Origin of the sequence: Nostoc sp. (assembly GCF_036917815.1) — a bacterium.
Classification (GTDB): Bacteria; Cyanobacteriota; Cyanobacteriia; order Cyanobacteriales; family Nostocaceae; genus Nostoc.
This window is the reverse complement of the sequence record NZ_JBALEK010000097.1, coordinates 1-16,777: the sequence shown is the minus strand read 5'-3', so window position 1 is coordinate 16,777 and position 16,777 is coordinate 1. Positions and strand designations below refer to the sequence as shown.

Sequence of the window (16,777 nt, the reverse complement as noted above, 5' to 3'; positions counted from 1 at the left end):
TCTCTGTGTCTCTGTGGTTCGTTAAAAAAAAACCGCAGAGGCGCAGAGGACACAGAGGAAGAAAAAACCAAAATTATGCAGGTATTCACGAGGATTTATGACACAAATAGCCCAGCTTAGTCCATCATCAGTCTTTGTCGTGAGCGGCGGTGCAAAAGGGATTACGGCTGAGTGTACTATCAGATTAGCCCAACAGCAACCCTGCAAATTCATCCTCCTCGGTCGCTCCGAACTGTTAGAAACCGAGCCAGATTATGCTCAAAATTCTGATGAATCAGCATTGAAAAAATGCATCATGGAAAACCTTCTTTCTCAAGGAGAGAAGCCCACACCCATGAATGTGCAAAAAATATATAACAAAATTACCTCTAGCCGTGAAATTAAAAAGACCCTAGCAGCAATTGAAAAAACCGGATCTAAAGCCGAATATATCAGCGTCGATGTTACAGATACACAAGCTTTACAAGAAAAGCTGGCTAATGTTGGGTCGATTACCGGAATCATCCACGGCGCGGGAAACTTAGCTGATAAATTAATTGAAAAGAAAACAGAAGAGGATTTTGAAAAAGTTTACACCGCCAAAGTTCAAGGCTTAGAAAACCTGCTAACTTGCGTTAACCCTAATCAACTTCAGCATTTAGTTTTGTTTTCTTCAGTCACAGGATTTTATGGAAATCCCGGACAATCTGATTATGCGATCGCAAATGAAATTCTGAACAAATCAGCCCATATATTTAAGCAAACTTATCCTTCATGTCATGTAGTCGCTATCAACTGGGGCGCTTGGGACAGTGGAATGGTGACAGCAGAATTAAAGAAGATTTTTCAAGAGCGAAAAATTGAAATAATTCCCATTGCAGTGGGCGCACAAATGCTCGTTAAAGAAATGGGTAATGCCAATCATGCAACCGCACAAGTTGTTATTGGTAGTCCACTAGTTCCAATGGCTACAGAGTTAGATTCAGAACTACGAACCTATCGGATTCGTCGCCAAATGACATTGGAGGCTAATCCATTTTTAAACGATCATACCATTGCTGGTTCTCCAGTTTTACCAGCAACTTGTGCAATGACCTGGATTATCAATGCTTGTGAACAATTATATCCCGGTTATAGATTGTTCAATTACCAAGATTTCAAAGTTTTGAAGGGAATTACTTTCAATGAGACATTAGCTAAGGAACATATTTTAGAAATAGAAGAAATTTCCAAGGTTAACTTAGAAAGCATCGAACTTAAAGCTAAAATTTCGAGTAAAAACCCAGAAGGAAGAATCCACTTTCATTTTAGCACTCAACTCAATCTCCAACGAGAAATCCCAGTTGCACCAACTTATGAATCTCTCAATCTCGAACCAGATAATATCATCACCGCCACAGGAAAAGCATTTTACCAAAATGGTGGGGCTACATTATTTCACGGTCCCGGTTTTCAGGAAGTTAAGAGAGTTTTAAACATCAGTCCCGAAAAAATCACAACAGAATGTCTGTGGCCAGAACTCACCGCCCAACAACAAGGACAATTCCCTGTCCAATGGGTAAATCCTTACACAACAGACTTGAGTATGCACGCCTTATGGATTTGGACACAACACTTTCATGAAGAAGGTTGTTTACCTGGAAAAGTAGAAAAGTTTGAACAATTTGAAGCAATACCACATAACGAAACATTTTACGTTTCTTGTGAAGTACTAGCTAAAACACCAAGTAGTGCGATCGCAAACTTCATCATACACGATCGCCAAGGTAAAATATACTCACGAATGCTCGGTGCCCATGCCATTATTTGGTCAATGAAAATGCTCAGAAGCTAATAATCTTCCTTTACCACTCAACATCCATATAGCAATCCTAAATCAGTTGTAAAAATCTCTCTTTATTCTTCTCTCTGCGCTCTCTGCGCCTCTGTGGTTCGATTAAAAACAGCAATTTTCACAACTCAAATAGGATTGCTATAACTTGCCACTTCAAAGTTTGGGGAACAGCGTAAATCCTGCCTTTTAAATTATCTCTTGCCTAATACCCAAACTCGGAGCATATAAATCGTGGAAAAAATAGCCATCATCGCATTATCATGCCTATTTCCCGATGCCAAAAACCCTGAAGAATACTGGCAGAACATCGTTAATCAAAAAGATTCCACATCCTCTGCAACCGTCGAAGAAACCGGAGTAGATCCGACAATCTTTCACAATCCAGTCAAAGGTACACCAGACAAAACCTATTCCCTCAAAGGCGGATACATCCGCAACTTCCAGTTTAACCCCTCCGAGTACAATCTACCATCAGAATTTGTTACTGGTTTAGATAACACCTTCAAATGGTCATTGTATGCCGCTAAACAAGCAATTGTACAGAGTGGTTATTGGGGTAATCAAAATGTTCTGGCAAAATGTGGCGTAATTTTAGGTAATTTGTCATTCCCGACAAAATTATCTAATCAATTATTCTCTCCAATTTACCAGCAAGCTATTACCCCTGCCGTCAGAGAACTTTTGCAGGATGAAGACTTTGATTTAGCCGCTCTCCCAACTGCAACTAAAGCGTCTTTATACAATGCGATGATATCTGGCTTACCAGCATCTATCATTGCTCAAGCTCTATCTCTATCCCAGATTAATTTATGTCTGGATGCTGCTTGTTCATCATCATTTTACGCGATTAAACTAGCATCCCATTACTTATGGTCACACAAAGCTGATGTCATGTTAGCTGGAGCCATAAGCTGTGCAGATTCCCTATTCGTGCGGATGTTATTTTCCGGTGTTCAAGGGTATGCAGAAAATGGCATCAGCCGCCCATTAGATAAGTCTTCTAGAGGGCTAATTCCCGCCGATGGTGTTGGGATGGTGATGCTGAAGAGATATTCTGATGCCGTTAGAGATGGTGATAATATTCTCGCCACTATCTGCGGTAATGGACTCTCGAATGATGGCAAAGGTAAGCATTTACTCAGCCCTAATCCTAAAGGGCAAGTTTTAGCTTTTGAACGAGCCTATAACGAGGCGAAATTTAGTCCCAAAACCATCGATTATCTAGAGTGTCACGCCACAGGCACATTACTAGGAGATACAACCGAATTCAACTCCATCGAAACATTCTTTGGTCAAAATAAAGCTGCGCCTCTAGTGGGTTCTGCTAAGGCAAATACTGGTCACTTGCTAACTGCTGCTGGCATGGTTGGCTTGACTAAAGTGATTTTGAGTATGTCTCATGGTGTAATTCCAGCGACCATGAATGTTTCAGAACCTTTAGCTTCGGAAAATGGTACAATTTGCGCCGATAAAATTGTTAGAACAGCTACGGCATGGCCTAATAATAACGCACCAATTAAACGGGCAGCTATCAGTGCTTTCGGTTTTGGCGGTACTAATTCTCATCTGATTTTAGAACAAGGAACTACAGCAGAATCAGTTGAATCAACTCCACCTGTTCCACCTACCAAAGTCGCCATTGTCGGCATGGATGCCTTTTTTGGTAACTGCAATGGCTTAGATGCTTTTGAACGCAGTATTTATGATGGCACACAACATTTTACTTCTCTACCGCCTCAAAGATGGCATGGTATAGAAAATCAAGAAAATGTCTTGAAAGAGTACGGTTTAACAGATGGAAAAGCGCCAGTTGGGGCATACATCAAAGATTTTGAAATCGATACTTTATCGTGCAAAATCCCACCGAATGAAATCGAAAAGTTAAACCCACAACAATTGTTGCTCTTGAAGGTTAGCGATCGCGCCCTAAAAGATGCGAAACTACAGGAAGGCGGCAATGTAGCGGTTATAGTCGCCGCCGAGACAGAATTTTCCGTGCATCAGCTACAGCAAAGATGGAATTTGTCTTGGCAAGTTAAGGATGGCTTACTCAATCAAGGAATTTCTCTACCTGCTGAACAGCTTTCCCAACTGGAAACCATTGTCAAAGATAGCATTCACCAACCAGTAGAAATTGGCGAATATGTGAGTCACATCGCCAACATTATGGCGAGTCGGATTTCGGCTTTGTGGAATTTCACTGGCCCTGCATTCACCGTCAGCGCTGGCGAAAATTCTGCCCTCAAAGCATTGGAAGTTGCCCAAATGCTACTCGCTACTGGCGAAGTAGACGCGGTGGTTGTGGGTGCCGTAGATTTAGCAGGTGGTGTAGAAAATGTCTTATTCCGCAGCCAATTTGCCCCAATTAATACGGGTGTCAATACGTTGGGTTATGACCAACAAGCCAATGGCTGGACAGTTGGCGAAGGTGCCGGCGCAGTTGTCCTCAAACGCTACGAAGTTGCTAAAGAAGATAATGAACGCATCTATGCAGTAATTGATGCTATGAGTTTCGCACAAGGTAATTCTACTTTGAGTGACGCTCTGGTAAAACCTGATGCTTCAGCTATCAGTGATGTCTGCAAACAAGCTTTTGAGATGGCTGAGATTCAACCCACAGAGGTTAACTATGTAGAAGTCTTTGGTAGTGGCGTTCCCCAGGAAGATGAAGCCGAAATCACTGGTTTACTGCAAGCTTATCCGAAAGTCGGCAATGGTTTGCATTGTGCATTGGGCAGCGTGAAAGCCAATATCGGCCACACCTATACAGCATCGGGAATTGCTAGCTTAATCAAAACCGCTCTCTGTCTTTATTACAGGTATATTCCCGCCACACCCAAATGGTCTGGTGTCAAAACACCGCAAGTATGGGAAGGTAGCCCTTTCTATGTGGCAATGGAATCAAGACCTTGGTTTGTCGATAAAGGCGGCACACGTAGAATAGCAGCAATTAATAGCATGGGTATAGATGGTAGTTACGCCCATTTAATCTTATCGGAGGAACCCAGCCAACAGGAGCGCGACAACAGATATTTGCAGCAAATGCCTTTTCATCTGTTTCCCATCGCAGTTAGCGATCGCTCTACCATACCAGATTTACTTAACCATCTCCAAAAATGCATCGAAGCTAGTTCTTCTTTATCAGCTACCGCCAGCGAGACATTTACTAATTTTGAACAGCATTCTAATCCAAAATACGTCTTATCAATCACAGGACGTAACACCAAAGATTTACTTAAAGAAATTGAATCTGCCCGCAAAGGTGTAAACAATGCCTTTGAAAACGGCACAGATTGGCAAACACCTTTAGGAAGTTATTTCACAGCGAAACCATTGGGTAAAACTGGAGCAGTTGCTTATGTTTATCCCGCAGCCGTCAATTCTTATATTGGCATTGGTCGCAGCGTCTTCCGTTTATTCCCGAAAGTATTCGAGGACTTAAAAAGTAACAATCTCTACAACCGGGCTGCCGATGTTGAAAAGTTGGTTTATCCCAGAAGTTTACCTAAATTGACAACCAGGCAACTAGAAACTCTCGAAAAGCAATTGTTAGATGATTCACTAGCAATGTTTGAAAGCGAAATTGCCTTTGCTAGATACATGACGGCAATTTTCCGAGATGATTTTCAAGTCAAGCCGCAATCCGTTTTTGGGTATAGCTTGGGTGAAACTAGTATGATGGTTGCCCAAGGAGTTTGGAGTGATTTTGAGGGCGGAAGTAACACCTTAAACTCATCACCTCTATTTGGCGATAAATTATCTGGGCCGAAAAATGCTGTGCGTGAATATTGGGGATTAACCGATTCACCAAACAACAATTTTTGGAATACTTATGTTCTCATGGCTACACCATCTCAAGTTAGAGAATGCCTGAAACAAGAGAATCACGTCTACTTAACTCAAATTAACACACCAGAAGAAGTATTAATTGCTGGTGAGGATGCCGCCTGTAAGCGAGTGATTACAACTTTAGGTTGCAACGCCTTCCCCGCTCCCTTCGACCATGTGATACATTGTGAGGCGATGCGATCGCAGTACGAGGAAATCAAGAAGGTAAACACCTTACCATCCCAAAATCTGCCCGGTATTGTGTTTTATTCTGCCGCCGACTATCAACCAATTACACTTGATAGCGATACCATCGCACATAACATCGCCAAAGGACTATGCCAAGAACTTGATTTCCCGCAATTAGTGAATCGTGTCTACGGTGATGGAGTCAAAATATTTCTAGAAGCAGGCGCAGGTAATGTCTGTTCGCGATGGATTGATAAAATTCTCGGCAACCAAGAACATATCACAGTTTCTCTGAATCGTAGAGGGATGGATGACCATGCTTCGATGGTCAAAGCATTAGCAAAACTACTCAGTCATCAGGTGAACGTCGATTTATCACCACTGTACAACAAAGCTCAAGAAACTGCTAATTCAAATAAAGCAACATTGAGAACAGTTACCTTGGGTGGAAAAGCAATTGCTGCTACCATTTTGAGCGACGAAAATCGCAAAATTGTTGAAGATTTCGCTGGGGATCTTAGGAGTGAACGTTTCCAAAAACAGCATTCAAACATACCTAATGTCCAAGAATCTGAAATCACAGATTCTCTTAAGACTTTAAACCAAATAACCCAAGAAGAGAATTACTCCACTAACATCTTGCCTCAGCCAGAAGAAGTAAAACCGAAAAATATCATTGATAACGTTTTTGAACCGAGAGAACAATTACAATCTTCTGAGTCAAGCGCAATTACACAGCCAATTCCTGTTTCTTTCCCACCCGTCAGAACTCAAAAAATTAGTAGCATCATCAGCATGTTCGATTTAAATAAGACCCAGTATCAAAAGCTCAATGCTAATAATTCAAAGATAACTAAAGCGCACACAGCCTTCTTACAAGCTAGACAAGATTACAGTCAGCAAATGAGCGAAATAATTCAATTGCAACTAGCTTGCGCCCAAAACCTGCTTAACGACGAATCTTGAGAAATCATACCAATTCTCTCTCAACTTGCACCGATTAATTCTTAACTACTCTCTTCCTTGCCTTCCTTGGTGTCTTGGCGGTTCGTTTAAAAATTATTACGTGCATCTTCATGGAAAATTGGTATGAAAAGTTAGATTTACATCGCAATCCTATCTAAGTTTTGGAAATGAACGAACCGCCAAGACGCCAAGAGCGCCAAGGAAGAGAGAAGTTTTCACATACGATTTAGGATTGCTATATGAAGAGTCTACACCCTTCAATTTTAATTATCCATTGTTTGTAATCCGAGGGATAACTACCGTGACAACCGTAGATACGGTACTAAGTAAACACGATAATGGTCTTAACTTCTCCCCCTGGTCTTATAACAAAAACCAGGTTTGGAAAGGTTCTTTAGAAACAGTATCTTTCGAGAAACAAACCATCAAAGATAAATTGATGGTGTTAAATAAACCCTGCTACATCGTGAAAGTTGCCGGAAAAATCGGTGTCACGAATGAGGGTTATTTATCCCCTGGTGATAATGGCACAACAGCACAAGTAGAACTGCTAACATTTGCAGCCCCAATCCGCATTCAACAGTTTGGAGATCCGAATTTTCTCTCCTCTCATGGAGTGAAATATGCTTACGTTACCGGCGCAATGGCTGGCGGAATTGCTTCCGAAGAAATGGTCATTGCACTTGGAAAAGAGCAAATTTTGAGTTCCTTTGGTGCAGGTGGTTTAACTCCAGAACGTTTGGAAGCAGCCATAAATCGCATTCAACAGGCTTTACCTCAAGGGCCTTATGCATTTAATTTAATTCACAGTCCTAACGAACCTGCGATTGAACGTCGGGCTGTGGATTTATACCTCAAATATCAAGTGAGGACAGTAGAAGCATCTGCATTTCTTGACTTGACCCCCAACATTGTTTATTACCGTGTTGCGGGATTGGGGTTGAATAACGCCAATCAAATTGAAATCAAAAATAAAGTCATTGCCAAAATTTCTCGCCGAGAAGTTGCGACTAAATTTCTGCAACCAGCACCAGCGAGAATTATCAAAGAACTTCTTGAACAAGGATTAATTACCGAGTTACAAGCAACCCTTGCCGCTAAAGTTCCAATGGCTGATGATATTACCGTCGAGGCTGATTCTGGAGGTCATACAGATAACCGTCCCCTGGTTTGTTTGCTACCTTCTATTATTGCCTTACGGGATGAAATTCAAGCACAATATCATTACCAAACACCAATTAGAATTGGGGTAGCAGGGGGAATTGGGACACCACAATCAGCATTAGCAGCTTTCATGATGGGTGCTGCTTATGTAATGACTGGTTCCATTAATCAATCATGCGTTGAATCTGGGGCTTGTGAACATACCAAAAAGCTATTAGCCCAAGCAGAAATGGCTGATATGATTATGGCCCCAGCAGCAGATATGTTTGAAATGGGAGTCAAACTGCAAGTTCTCAAACGGGGTACAATGTTCCCCATGCGAGCGCAGAAATTATTTGAACTCTACCGCGCTTATAATTCCATTGAAGAGATTCCTTTGGCAGAAAGAGAGAAATTAGAAAAACAAGTTTTTCGCAAAACTATTGCTGAAGTATGGGAAGGAACTGCGGCTTATTTGTCCCAAAAGAATCCTGAGAAACTTGGGAAAGCAGTCAATAATCCTAAACTGAAAATGGCGTTGATTTTCCGTTGGTATCTAGGATTATCTTCCCGTTGGTCTAGTTCTGGTGAAAAAGGTAGAGAAGTCGATTATCAAATTTGGTGTGGCCCGGCAATGGGCGGTTTCAATGACTGGGTACGCGGTTCCTACCTGTCTGAACCAAATAATCGTGGTGTAGTTGATGTTGCTAATCAAATTATGACTGGTGCAGCCTTTTTGTATCGTGTCCAAAATTTGAAAATTCAAGGATTGCAAGCTTCCGATTATTACAGTCAGTATCACCCTGTTCGTTCTACATCATTGTTGGAGATTTAAAAATGACTATAAAACAGTCTTTCACAGCAGACGATATTCAAGTATTTTTGGTATCTAACTTAGCTAAGTTGCTAGGAGTAGCAACTGATGAAATAGATGTCAAAGAACATTTAGAAAACTATGGGTTGGATTCAGCCCAAGCAATGATTCTGGTAAGTAACTTAGAAAAACTACTAGGATTTCAACCATCTCCGTTGCTGCTGTGGCATTACCCAAATATTGAAGCCCTTTCACAGCGTTTAGCTGAAGAAGTGCAAGAAGGTTCACCGATTCAAGATACAGGGGTGAAATCCTCTAATGCCAATGTTGCACCCTCAATTCTAGATTTAAGTGCTGAGGCTGTTCTTGACCCCACCATCAATCCCGGTGCTGCATCTAATGCGCCTGTAGGTGAACCTAAAAACATCTTTTTAACTGGAGGAACAGGCTTTTTAGGAGCTTTTATCATCCGGGAATTGCTACAACAAACTAAGGCGGATATCTATTGCTTAGTCCGTGCTGCTAATGCGGAAGAAGGCAAAAGCAAAATCCAAAAGAATCTGCAACAGTATGCAATTTGGCAGGAAGAATTTAACTCCAGAATTATTCCGATTGTCGGCGATTTATCTCAGCCATTGTTAGGTATTAGTTCGGAACAGTTTCAAATTTTAGCTGCCAATATTGATACTATCTATCATAGCGCTGCTTTGTTGAATTATGTTTTCCCATACTCAGCACTGAAAACAGCCAATGTTTTAGGAACTCAAGAAGTTTTGAGATTGGCTTGTCAAATTAAAGTCAAGCCTGTACATTACGTTTCTAGTGTTGCTGTTTTTGAATCCACTGCTTATGCTGGCAAGGTTGTTAAAGAGCAGGATGAATTCAATCATTGGGAAGGTATTTATCTTGGTTACTCACAGACTAAATGGGTAGCTGAAAAGTTAGTAAAAATTGCTCGTGACCGTGGACTTCCTGTAACTATCCACAGACCCCCACTGATTTCAGGTGATAGTAAAACAGGCATTTGTAACACACATGACTTTATCAATTTGATGACCAAGGGCTGTCTACAAATGGGATATTTCCCTGATGTAGATTATATGTTGGATATGTCTCCTGTAGACTATGTAAGTAAAGCCATTGTTTATCTATCACAGCAAAAAGAATCCATAGGCAAGGCTTTTAACTTACAACATCCCCAACCTGTTTCTTTGAAAACATTAGTTGATTGGATACGTTCTTTTGGCTATTCAGTTGAGATGATTCCTTATGAAAAATGGCAATCAGAGTTAATCAATAATGTGTCTTCTGTTGACAATCCTTTGTATACTCTGCGACCATTTTTGCTGGAACGTTGGTCTGATGAGCAACTGACTATTCCTGATTTGTACTTGGAAGCTAGAAGACCTCATATTAGCTGCCAAGATACTCTCCATGCATTAGCAGGTAGTTCTATTGTTTGTCCCCCAATTGACTCTCAATTGTTTATGACTTATACTGCTTACTTGATTCAAAGCGGTTTCTTAAATATCGCTTAATAATTTACAACTTTCGTAGGGTGCGTTACGTTTCTAACGCACCATCTCGGATACTTTCGGTGCGTTACGGAAGCCGTAACTACAAAATAATTTGATTCAGTCCATTTTTTAAAACTCAGTACTACTGAACAGCCAATATTTCCGATGCCAGCAACAACTCATACACTAACAGCGGCAATATAATTGCCCTGTTTTTTTATGCTCAATCATGTAAATTTTTAGTATTCACCCCTTGACAGAAGTAATCGAGGATAGAATGGTTAGTGTGGGGCATAAAAGTTTGATTTTACCTGCTAGCTTTTGTGAGTAATCAAAAGCCAGCGCTAGCAGTCTTAAATAACCTAACTTCTTTAATGCTCAACTTTTTCGATGCATAAGTCCTAAATTTACGTTTGGACTGCTACATCTATCCAACGCACCACACAAGCAATTGAAAGGGTAATAGCTCCAGATATTTATCGCTGGTTCAAATATTACGCGTGCTTAATTGTAGAACGAGAACCACTGTAAATGCAATACAGCTTCATCAAATTGAATTCACCAATATTCTTACATGAACACAACACATCAAAGTCAGAGCAAACAAACTGCTCTTATTACTGGGGCAGCCGGTGGAATTGGCTACGAATTAGCATGTATTTTTGCTGCTCATGATTACAACCTGGTCTTAGTAGACAGAAACGGGCTAAAGCTTGTAGAAATTGCAGCTAAATTCCAAGAAAAATTTGGAAATCTTGTCAAAACTATTGTTAAGGATTTATCTATATCAACCGCTCCTGAAGAAATTTTTACAGAGTTGCAACTCGCCAATATTGAGGTTGATGTGCTGGTAAATAATGCTGGATTTGGGATACATGGATTATTCCACGAAACAGACCTAGCTACTGAACTGGAAATGCTACAGGTAAATTTGGTGTGTCTCACCCATTTAACCAAGCTATTCGTGAAGCACATGGTCAAGCAAGGTGAAGGAAAAATATTAAATGTTGCTTCGGCTGCGGCCTTTCAACCTGGGCCTCTGATGGCGGTTTATTTTGCGACTAAAGCTTATATCTTATCTTTTTCAGAAGCGATCGCTAATGAGTTAGAAGGTACTGGTGTCACTGTGACAGTTCTTTGCCCAGGCTCAACCGCATCTGCCTTTCATGAAAGAAGCGGGATGGCAGACTCTAAGTTGCTTAAGGGCAAGAAAATGATGGATGCACAAACAGTAGCCGAAATTGGTTATCACGCCTTAATGAAGGGCAAAACCATTGTTATTCCTGGTTTTATGAATAAACTACTGGCAAAAAGCGTCAGGTTTGTACCCAGAAAGCTAGTAACAAAAATTGTCAGAAGTATGCAGGAAGATAAGTAGGGGTATGGGGCATTGGGCATTGGGCATGGGGCATTGAACATTGGGCATGGGGCATGGGGCATTGGGGAAGAATAACTAATGACTAATGACTAATACTGCCAACATTTTAAGTTCCAGCCAAAATTTTCTACAGCAACAGCAGCAACATAATTGTTAGCAGGTACTAGTTCAAAAAGACTCCAGTCTTCAGTTATCTGTAACTTAGCTGGTTCTGTGGGAGTCAGCGATACTTCAATTTGCTCTAACTGGGATAGTCCGTCTCCAGTTGCTTTTAAATAAGCTTCCTTACAAGTCCAGTAACGAAAAAATACCTCTTGCTGTTGGTTGGGAGATAGCGATCGCAATATCTCATATTCTCTCGGTAAAAAGAACCGTTTGGCAAGAGCTTCCAAGTCAGACATCGGGCGAATATATTCGAGGTCTACACCAATTTGGCGGGTGCAATTCACTGCACACAAACCCAACCCTTGGGAATGAGACAAGTTAAACGCTAGTCCACTATCGGCTAATACTGGTTTACCTCGGTGTTGATAATTAAACTGAACTTCTGATGGTTTGATATCTAAGTAGCGCCCTAATATAGTTCGCAGAATACCGCGACCAGCGATGAAATGCTGCCGATGCTTTGGAAAATAAAACCGTTCAGCACGAGCCATTTCGTCACTCGAAAGAGTTGTTGTCAAATGTTGCAACTGTGCTTCTGTTTGGTCAAGTTCTATGCGCCAGACATGAATCTCATCGGGTAATAAAGTTAAATCTGTCGGTGTAGGTAGCCAGAGATGATGAGTAGCAGTCATGAGCATTCATAATTCGTAATTAACTTTGATTGGGTTTTTGCTGGTACTGACGTTGTAATTCGGGAAAGTTTTTTTAATCGTCTATAGTTTGTGGCACTGGAAATGTTTGATTACTGTCAGATTTAAACCTATCTACGTAAACTTGAAAGGCTGCCTCGTCTTCCTTATGTTCAAGGATATATTTACGCACTTCGATACCGCTCGTTGACATAAAATCTGGTTTGTTCATAAATATCTCCATTTTCCATTTGGGTAAATTAAGATTTCTGTCTCTTCTCCAGTCAGAATAACTACATCTTTATCTGCGCTTGTCTATCCGAATCAAATAGGGAGCATCCTACTTTTTATTTAGCGAGTAAAGATTAATCCATTAAGATAGGCTCTGGCAATCCTTACGCTTGTTAATTCCTCAACTGGAGCATTTTTGTAGAGTATTTTAGCGTAGGCGTAGCCCGCCGCAGGCATCGCACGAGCGTGTTCGATCAAAAGTTGGTTTTCTTCTTCAGTCATGGTAAGTAGGTGGGCGTAAATAAAGTTAACTGGTGTTCGCGTAGCGTCTTTGCAGGAGAGGGTCGTCATTTGTCCAAAGTCCAATCGTCATTGGTAAGGGTTTTAGGCGTGTTTACTTTTAGTAACATACTTTGATTTATTCCCACCTACCTACTTAGTTCTGGTAAATAGCTAAAAGCTGTTGTGCTAAATACCTTAGGAGTTACGCAAAAATAATTGAAAAGCCTATTATTCCGTAGCGGTAATTCATGAATTACCGCTACTTACGACGTATTTTGCGTAAGTCCTGTACTTGACGAAACCCTTGGGGCAACTAAATTCTCCGCCAGTAAGGGACTGACAAGAAATAAATTATCCAAAGAAACGAACCACAGAGACACAGAGAACACAGAGAGAGGAGAAATAGAGAGGCTTTTGGGTCAGTTTTTAGGACATTTTTTTATTTGGAAGTCCCTAAACTTGTCCCAGTCGTTCCGGCTTCAGCTTGCTGTAGGTATGGCTTCTTTTGATTTACGATAAATTCAAATATTGGTTGACTAAAACTATGCTTCCCTTCATCCGGTCAGATTTAGCACAATTTACCGCGTACAAACCTCATCCCAGTAGCGATACAACCGATTCTGTCCCCACACAGTTCGATCGCCTGGATACAAATGAAAGCCCCTACGATTTACCACCTGAGTTAAAAGAGAAATTGGCATGGACATATCAGCAAGTAATTGAAACAAATCGTTATCCCGATGGCGGACATGAAACACTTAAGGATGCGATCGCACAGTATGTCAATCAGTCAGCCGCCCTGTCTTCATCCTTGTTTACTGCTGCCAATATTTCTGTCGGCAATGGTTCAGATGAACTAATCCGCTCTTTATTAATCGCCACCTGTCTAGGAGAAGAAGGTTCAATTCTCGTTGCCAACCCCACTTTCTCGATGTACGGGATTTTGGCGCAAACTTTGGGCATTCCTGTAGTAACGGTGGGTAGAAATGAAACAAATTTTGAAATTGACATCAGCGCCGCACAGTCAGCTATCGAACAAACTCAAAATCCCCCCATTCGGGTAGTTTTCGTAGTGCATCCCAATTCACCGACTGCCAACAGCTTAACTGGGGCAGAGGTGGCATGGTTAAAAAGTTTACCACAGCATATTTTGGTAGTAATTGATGAAGCTTACTTTGAATTCAGTCAAACTAGCCTAGTAGGTGAATTAGTCCAACGCCAAAATTGGGTGATATTACGCACTTTTTCTAAAGCTTTCCGGTTGGCATCTCTCCGTGTCGGTTATTGCGTCGCTCATCCCGAAGCGATCGCCATCTTAGAAAAAGTTCGCTTACCCTACAATCTCCCCAGCTTTTCCATAGCAGCAGCATTGCTTGCTTTACAAAACCGCACACTCTTACTGGAGTCAATTCCCCAAACCCTGAGTGAACGAGCCAAACTCATCAAAATTTTATCCCAGCAACCAGAACTACAAATTACCCCAAGCGCTGCCAACTTTATTTACCTGCGTCTTCAACCAAATGGCTTTAATTCACCAGATGCTCCCTTAAAAACTTTTCATCAGAAACTTAGGACACTCGGCACTCTTGTACGACACATTAGCGGAGGACTGCGAATTACTGTCGGGACGATAGAAGAAAACACCCGCACCGTAAATCGAGTAAAAGCCGCTTTGTTAAATTTGCAATCTTAGCAATTCAATCAGTAATTAAATCGGCTATCTATCTCACTACCCAAACGGCGTACAATTCCCACTGTTTGGGGCAATACACCCACCAAAAGAGCAAAGGCAACATCCGGCAGAAGAGCCACTATTTCTGGTGGAAAGTATTGTTCAAATTGATCGAGAATCTTCTGAACTCGCTGCCCAGGCACTGGGTTTTCGGTAATTTGTTTGATCAATCGAATCCACTGTCGCCTAATCAAGTAAGCCTTCTGGCGCTCTTCATTAGATTCGGGAGTTAATAAAGACAGATTACCTATAGGCAGTGCCCTTTGGCAATCACAATCGTAATCCCCACCCACAGCAGCCCCAGGCCCAGCAAACTCTGCATGGTAGCGTTTAAAGAGGATTAATCCATTTCGTCTACGACTATTGACGATGAAAACTTCTCCACTGTGCAAACGTGTAAGGATATCCGAGCCTTGCGAATGCTCAGTTCCGTCTGACATTTCAACATAGTCAAGGAAACTAGTTTCAGGGTGATAAGTTGATACCATAGAGGTCTGATAGCGTTGATGCTGTTCGCTATCCATGTTTTTTAAACTTTCAACGAATGTGGTAGTAGTATGCACTTCAAAAAGAAAATAGGTGTTATCTCAAATCAGGTTTTTGAATTCTTTTATATCAAGACTTTTCTGGTCAATTTAACTAAAATAGCAATAGATATCGCTTTTTTTAGCAATTGAGTGATTATATTTTATGAAATATAACTAGATTTGTCTGTAAACTCTTGGAGTGTTTTATTAAAGTTTTTATAAAGATGGATATCTTAATTACAAAGTTATTATGAGGAAGTGACGATTTTTATGAGCGTAATTTCACGCATAACTATATGTAATTATATCGAACACTTTAAAATATTTTTTAACGATAAATCAAAAAAGGCAAAACTTAACATTTTATAATATTAAAAATTTTTACGAAAAAGATACTTTTTTTAAACTAATCAATCAGATTTTTCGTCAAGAGTCTGAAAATAATTTTCTTCCTAAAAAGAATTATCAAAACCTATTTACTCGCTTCGTAAACTCATATATTCTAGTTTTTATGTAGATATTTAGCTAATATTGGCTGAATTTTTAATTAGGTTAGTTTCTATTTGATTACCGCAATCAGTGACAGATTTTATCCAAGTTAATTGGAACACAAAAATTGACAATTGCCAAAATAAAATTTAGATAAGGGAATCAGCGCTCAAGTGCTTGTGCAATAACATCTGGCTTGAGCGTCTTAGGAAAAATGTATTCCAATTTGATTCAACTTTATGCACCCGATATCCCAGCTTGAAATAAAGCTGTCTTGCTTGATGGTTATTTTCTAAAACATGGAGATATAAGTCTTGAAATCCCCACTCGCGACAGACTTTTTCACAGCTAGTAAGTAATCCTGAAGCCACACCATGTCTACGGTATTTTGGGTGAACCGCTAAATTAGATAAGTAAGGAAAACCTACGCCAACCTGACTCCATGAATCACTGTAACGTACACCCAATTCCACACTTCCCACTAGGTTATTAGCCTCACTAGTAGTAGCATCAAGGGCGACTAAACAAACATGACGGGGCGCAGGTGATGCCATCCGATGCCTTAAGTCTTCGTAAATACCCAGACGCAGTAATGGGAAAGCCCATCCCCATATACCCGTATGGGAGTGAAAGCTCTCAGTAATAATTTGGGCAACATCAATCAAATCAGCAGGTGTAGCCGTACGAATTTGGAATTGGCAGGAAGCTGAATCGATTGGCTGTTGGTGGTATAGATGAAAAAACCGATATTTCAAGGCTAGTTCAGTATTAATTTTATTCAACGAAAATTTTCTCAAATACCCGAAAACACCATTTTAACTAAATGAAAAGTTAATAGCTGCCCAGGAGATTGAACTGACCTGATATTGCTAATTCGCTTTTGCTTGTGAATCAAACAAAGTTTTACACTTTAGTTTAGGGTTTCATAACCTGCACTTTTAAAATAGTCTTAGGAGTTACAGCTTCATAAATCTATAATAGTGAAGTACTCCGGCTTGCTTCGCTGAAGCCGGAGCTTCAAAGATAACAACCATCATCGTTTCGCGTCTCATTCGTCGTTGCCACGTTGGGTAT

The 16,777-nt window shown here is 40.7% G+C and carries 11 protein-coding genes and 1 pseudogene; 6 read left to right on the top strand and 6 right to left on the bottom strand.

What is annotated here, in order from left to right; translation table 11 throughout:
- The first annotated feature begins 97 nt into the window (after positions 1 to 97).
- The 5 genes from V7K97_RS29040 (at position 98) to V7K97_RS29020 (ending at position 11,648) form a co-directional block, all read left to right on the top strand.
- Complete coding sequence (locus V7K97_RS29040; RefSeq protein WP_334804412.1) at positions 98 to 1,813, top strand: SDR family NAD(P)-dependent oxidoreductase; 1,716 nt, start codon at positions 98 to 100, stop codon at positions 1,811 to 1,813.
- Between the two features lie 231 nt (positions 1,814 to 2,044).
- Complete coding sequence (locus V7K97_RS29035) at positions 2,045 to 6,796, top strand: PfaB family protein (protein ID WP_334804411.1); 4,752 nt, start codon at positions 2,045 to 2,047, stop codon at positions 6,794 to 6,796.
- 301 nt (positions 6,797 to 7,097) lie between these two features.
- Positions 7,098 to 8,774, top strand: coding sequence for a PfaD family polyunsaturated fatty acid/polyketide biosynthesis protein (locus tag V7K97_RS29030; RefSeq protein ID WP_334804410.1), 1,677 nt, complete (start codon positions 7,098 to 7,100; stop codon positions 8,772 to 8,774).
- Between the two features lie 2 nt (positions 8,775 to 8,776).
- On the top strand, positions 8,777 to 10,291 hold the full coding sequence (locus tag V7K97_RS29025; RefSeq protein WP_334804409.1) for a thioester reductase domain-containing protein: 1,515 nt from the start codon (positions 8,777 to 8,779) through the stop codon (positions 10,289 to 10,291).
- A 553-nt stretch (positions 10,292 to 10,844) separates the two neighbouring features.
- On the top strand, positions 10,845 to 11,648 hold the full coding sequence (locus V7K97_RS29020; protein WP_334804408.1) for an SDR family NAD(P)-dependent oxidoreductase: 804 nt from the start codon (positions 10,845 to 10,847) through the stop codon (positions 11,646 to 11,648).
- 89 nt (positions 11,649 to 11,737) lie between these two features.
- On the opposite strand, the gene hetI is transcribed toward V7K97_RS29020, so the two are convergent.
- The 4 genes and pseudogenes from hetI to V7K97_RS29005 form a co-directional block, all read right to left on the bottom strand.
- Positions 11,738 to 12,445, bottom strand: a complete 708-nt coding sequence (hetI, locus tag V7K97_RS29015) for a 4'-phosphopantetheinyl transferase HetI (protein ID WP_334804407.1) — start codon at positions 12,443 to 12,445, stop codon at positions 11,738 to 11,740.
- A 73-nt stretch (positions 12,446 to 12,518) separates the two neighbouring features.
- Complete coding sequence (locus V7K97_RS29010) at positions 12,519 to 12,674, bottom strand: DUF6887 family protein (protein WP_334804406.1); 156 nt, start codon at positions 12,672 to 12,674, stop codon at positions 12,519 to 12,521.
- Positions 12,671 to 12,742 (bottom strand): annotated as a pseudogene (locus V7K97_RS32195) (DUF6888 family protein); the annotation flags it as partial. The gene V7K97_RS29010 and the pseudogene V7K97_RS32195, both read right to left, overlap by 4 nt.
- A gap of 51 nt (positions 12,743 to 12,793) precedes the next feature.
- Complete coding sequence (locus tag V7K97_RS29005) at positions 12,794 to 13,024, bottom strand: hypothetical protein (RefSeq protein WP_334804405.1); 231 nt, start codon at positions 13,022 to 13,024, stop codon at positions 12,794 to 12,796.
- A 475-nt stretch (positions 13,025 to 13,499) separates the two neighbouring features.
- On the opposite strand from V7K97_RS29005, the gene V7K97_RS29000 reads away from it, so the two are divergent.
- Positions 13,500 to 14,648: a histidinol-phosphate transaminase gene (locus V7K97_RS29000; protein ID WP_334804437.1), complete on the top strand. Its 1,149-nt coding sequence runs from the start codon at positions 13,500 to 13,502 to the stop codon at positions 14,646 to 14,648.
- An 8-nt stretch (positions 14,649 to 14,656) separates the two neighbouring features.
- Here the strand turns inward: V7K97_RS29000 and V7K97_RS28995 are convergent, their stop codons facing one another.
- Complete coding sequence (locus V7K97_RS28995; protein ID WP_334804404.1) at positions 14,657 to 15,211, bottom strand: hypothetical protein; 555 nt, start codon at positions 15,209 to 15,211, stop codon at positions 14,657 to 14,659.
- 641 nt (positions 15,212 to 15,852) lie between these two features.
- On the bottom strand, positions 15,853 to 16,485 hold the full coding sequence (locus V7K97_RS28990) for a GNAT family N-acetyltransferase (RefSeq protein ID WP_334804403.1): 633 nt from the start codon (positions 16,483 to 16,485) through the stop codon (positions 15,853 to 15,855).
- Positions 16,486 to 16,777: the final 292 nt, after the last annotated feature.

Coding starts and splice junctions, on each gene's coding strand:
- V7K97_RS29040 (WP_334804412.1), top strand. CDS start 98: ATGACACAAATAGCCCAGCTTAGTCCATCATCAGTCTTTGTCGTGAGC.
- V7K97_RS29025 (WP_334804409.1), top strand. CDS start 8,777: ATGACTATAAAACAGTCTTTCACAGCAGACGATATTCAAGTATTTTTG.
- V7K97_RS29020 (WP_334804408.1), top strand. CDS start 10,845: ATGAACACAACACATCAAAGTCAGAGCAAACAAACTGCTCTTATTACT.
- hetI (WP_334804407.1), bottom strand. CDS start 12,445: ATGACTGCTACTCATCATCTCTGGCTACCTACACCGACAGATTTAACT.
- V7K97_RS29010 (WP_334804406.1), bottom strand. CDS start 12,674: ATGAACAAACCAGATTTTATGTCAACGAGCGGTATCGAAGTGCGTAAA.
- V7K97_RS29005 (WP_334804405.1), bottom strand. CDS start 13,024: ATGACGACCCTCTCCTGCAAAGACGCTACGCGAACACCAGTTAACTTT.
- V7K97_RS29000 (WP_334804437.1), top strand. CDS start 13,500: ATGCTTCCCTTCATCCGGTCAGATTTAGCACAATTTACCGCGTACAAA.
- V7K97_RS28995 (WP_334804404.1), bottom strand. CDS start 15,211: ATGGATAGCGAACAGCATCAACGCTATCAGACCTCTATGGTATCAACT.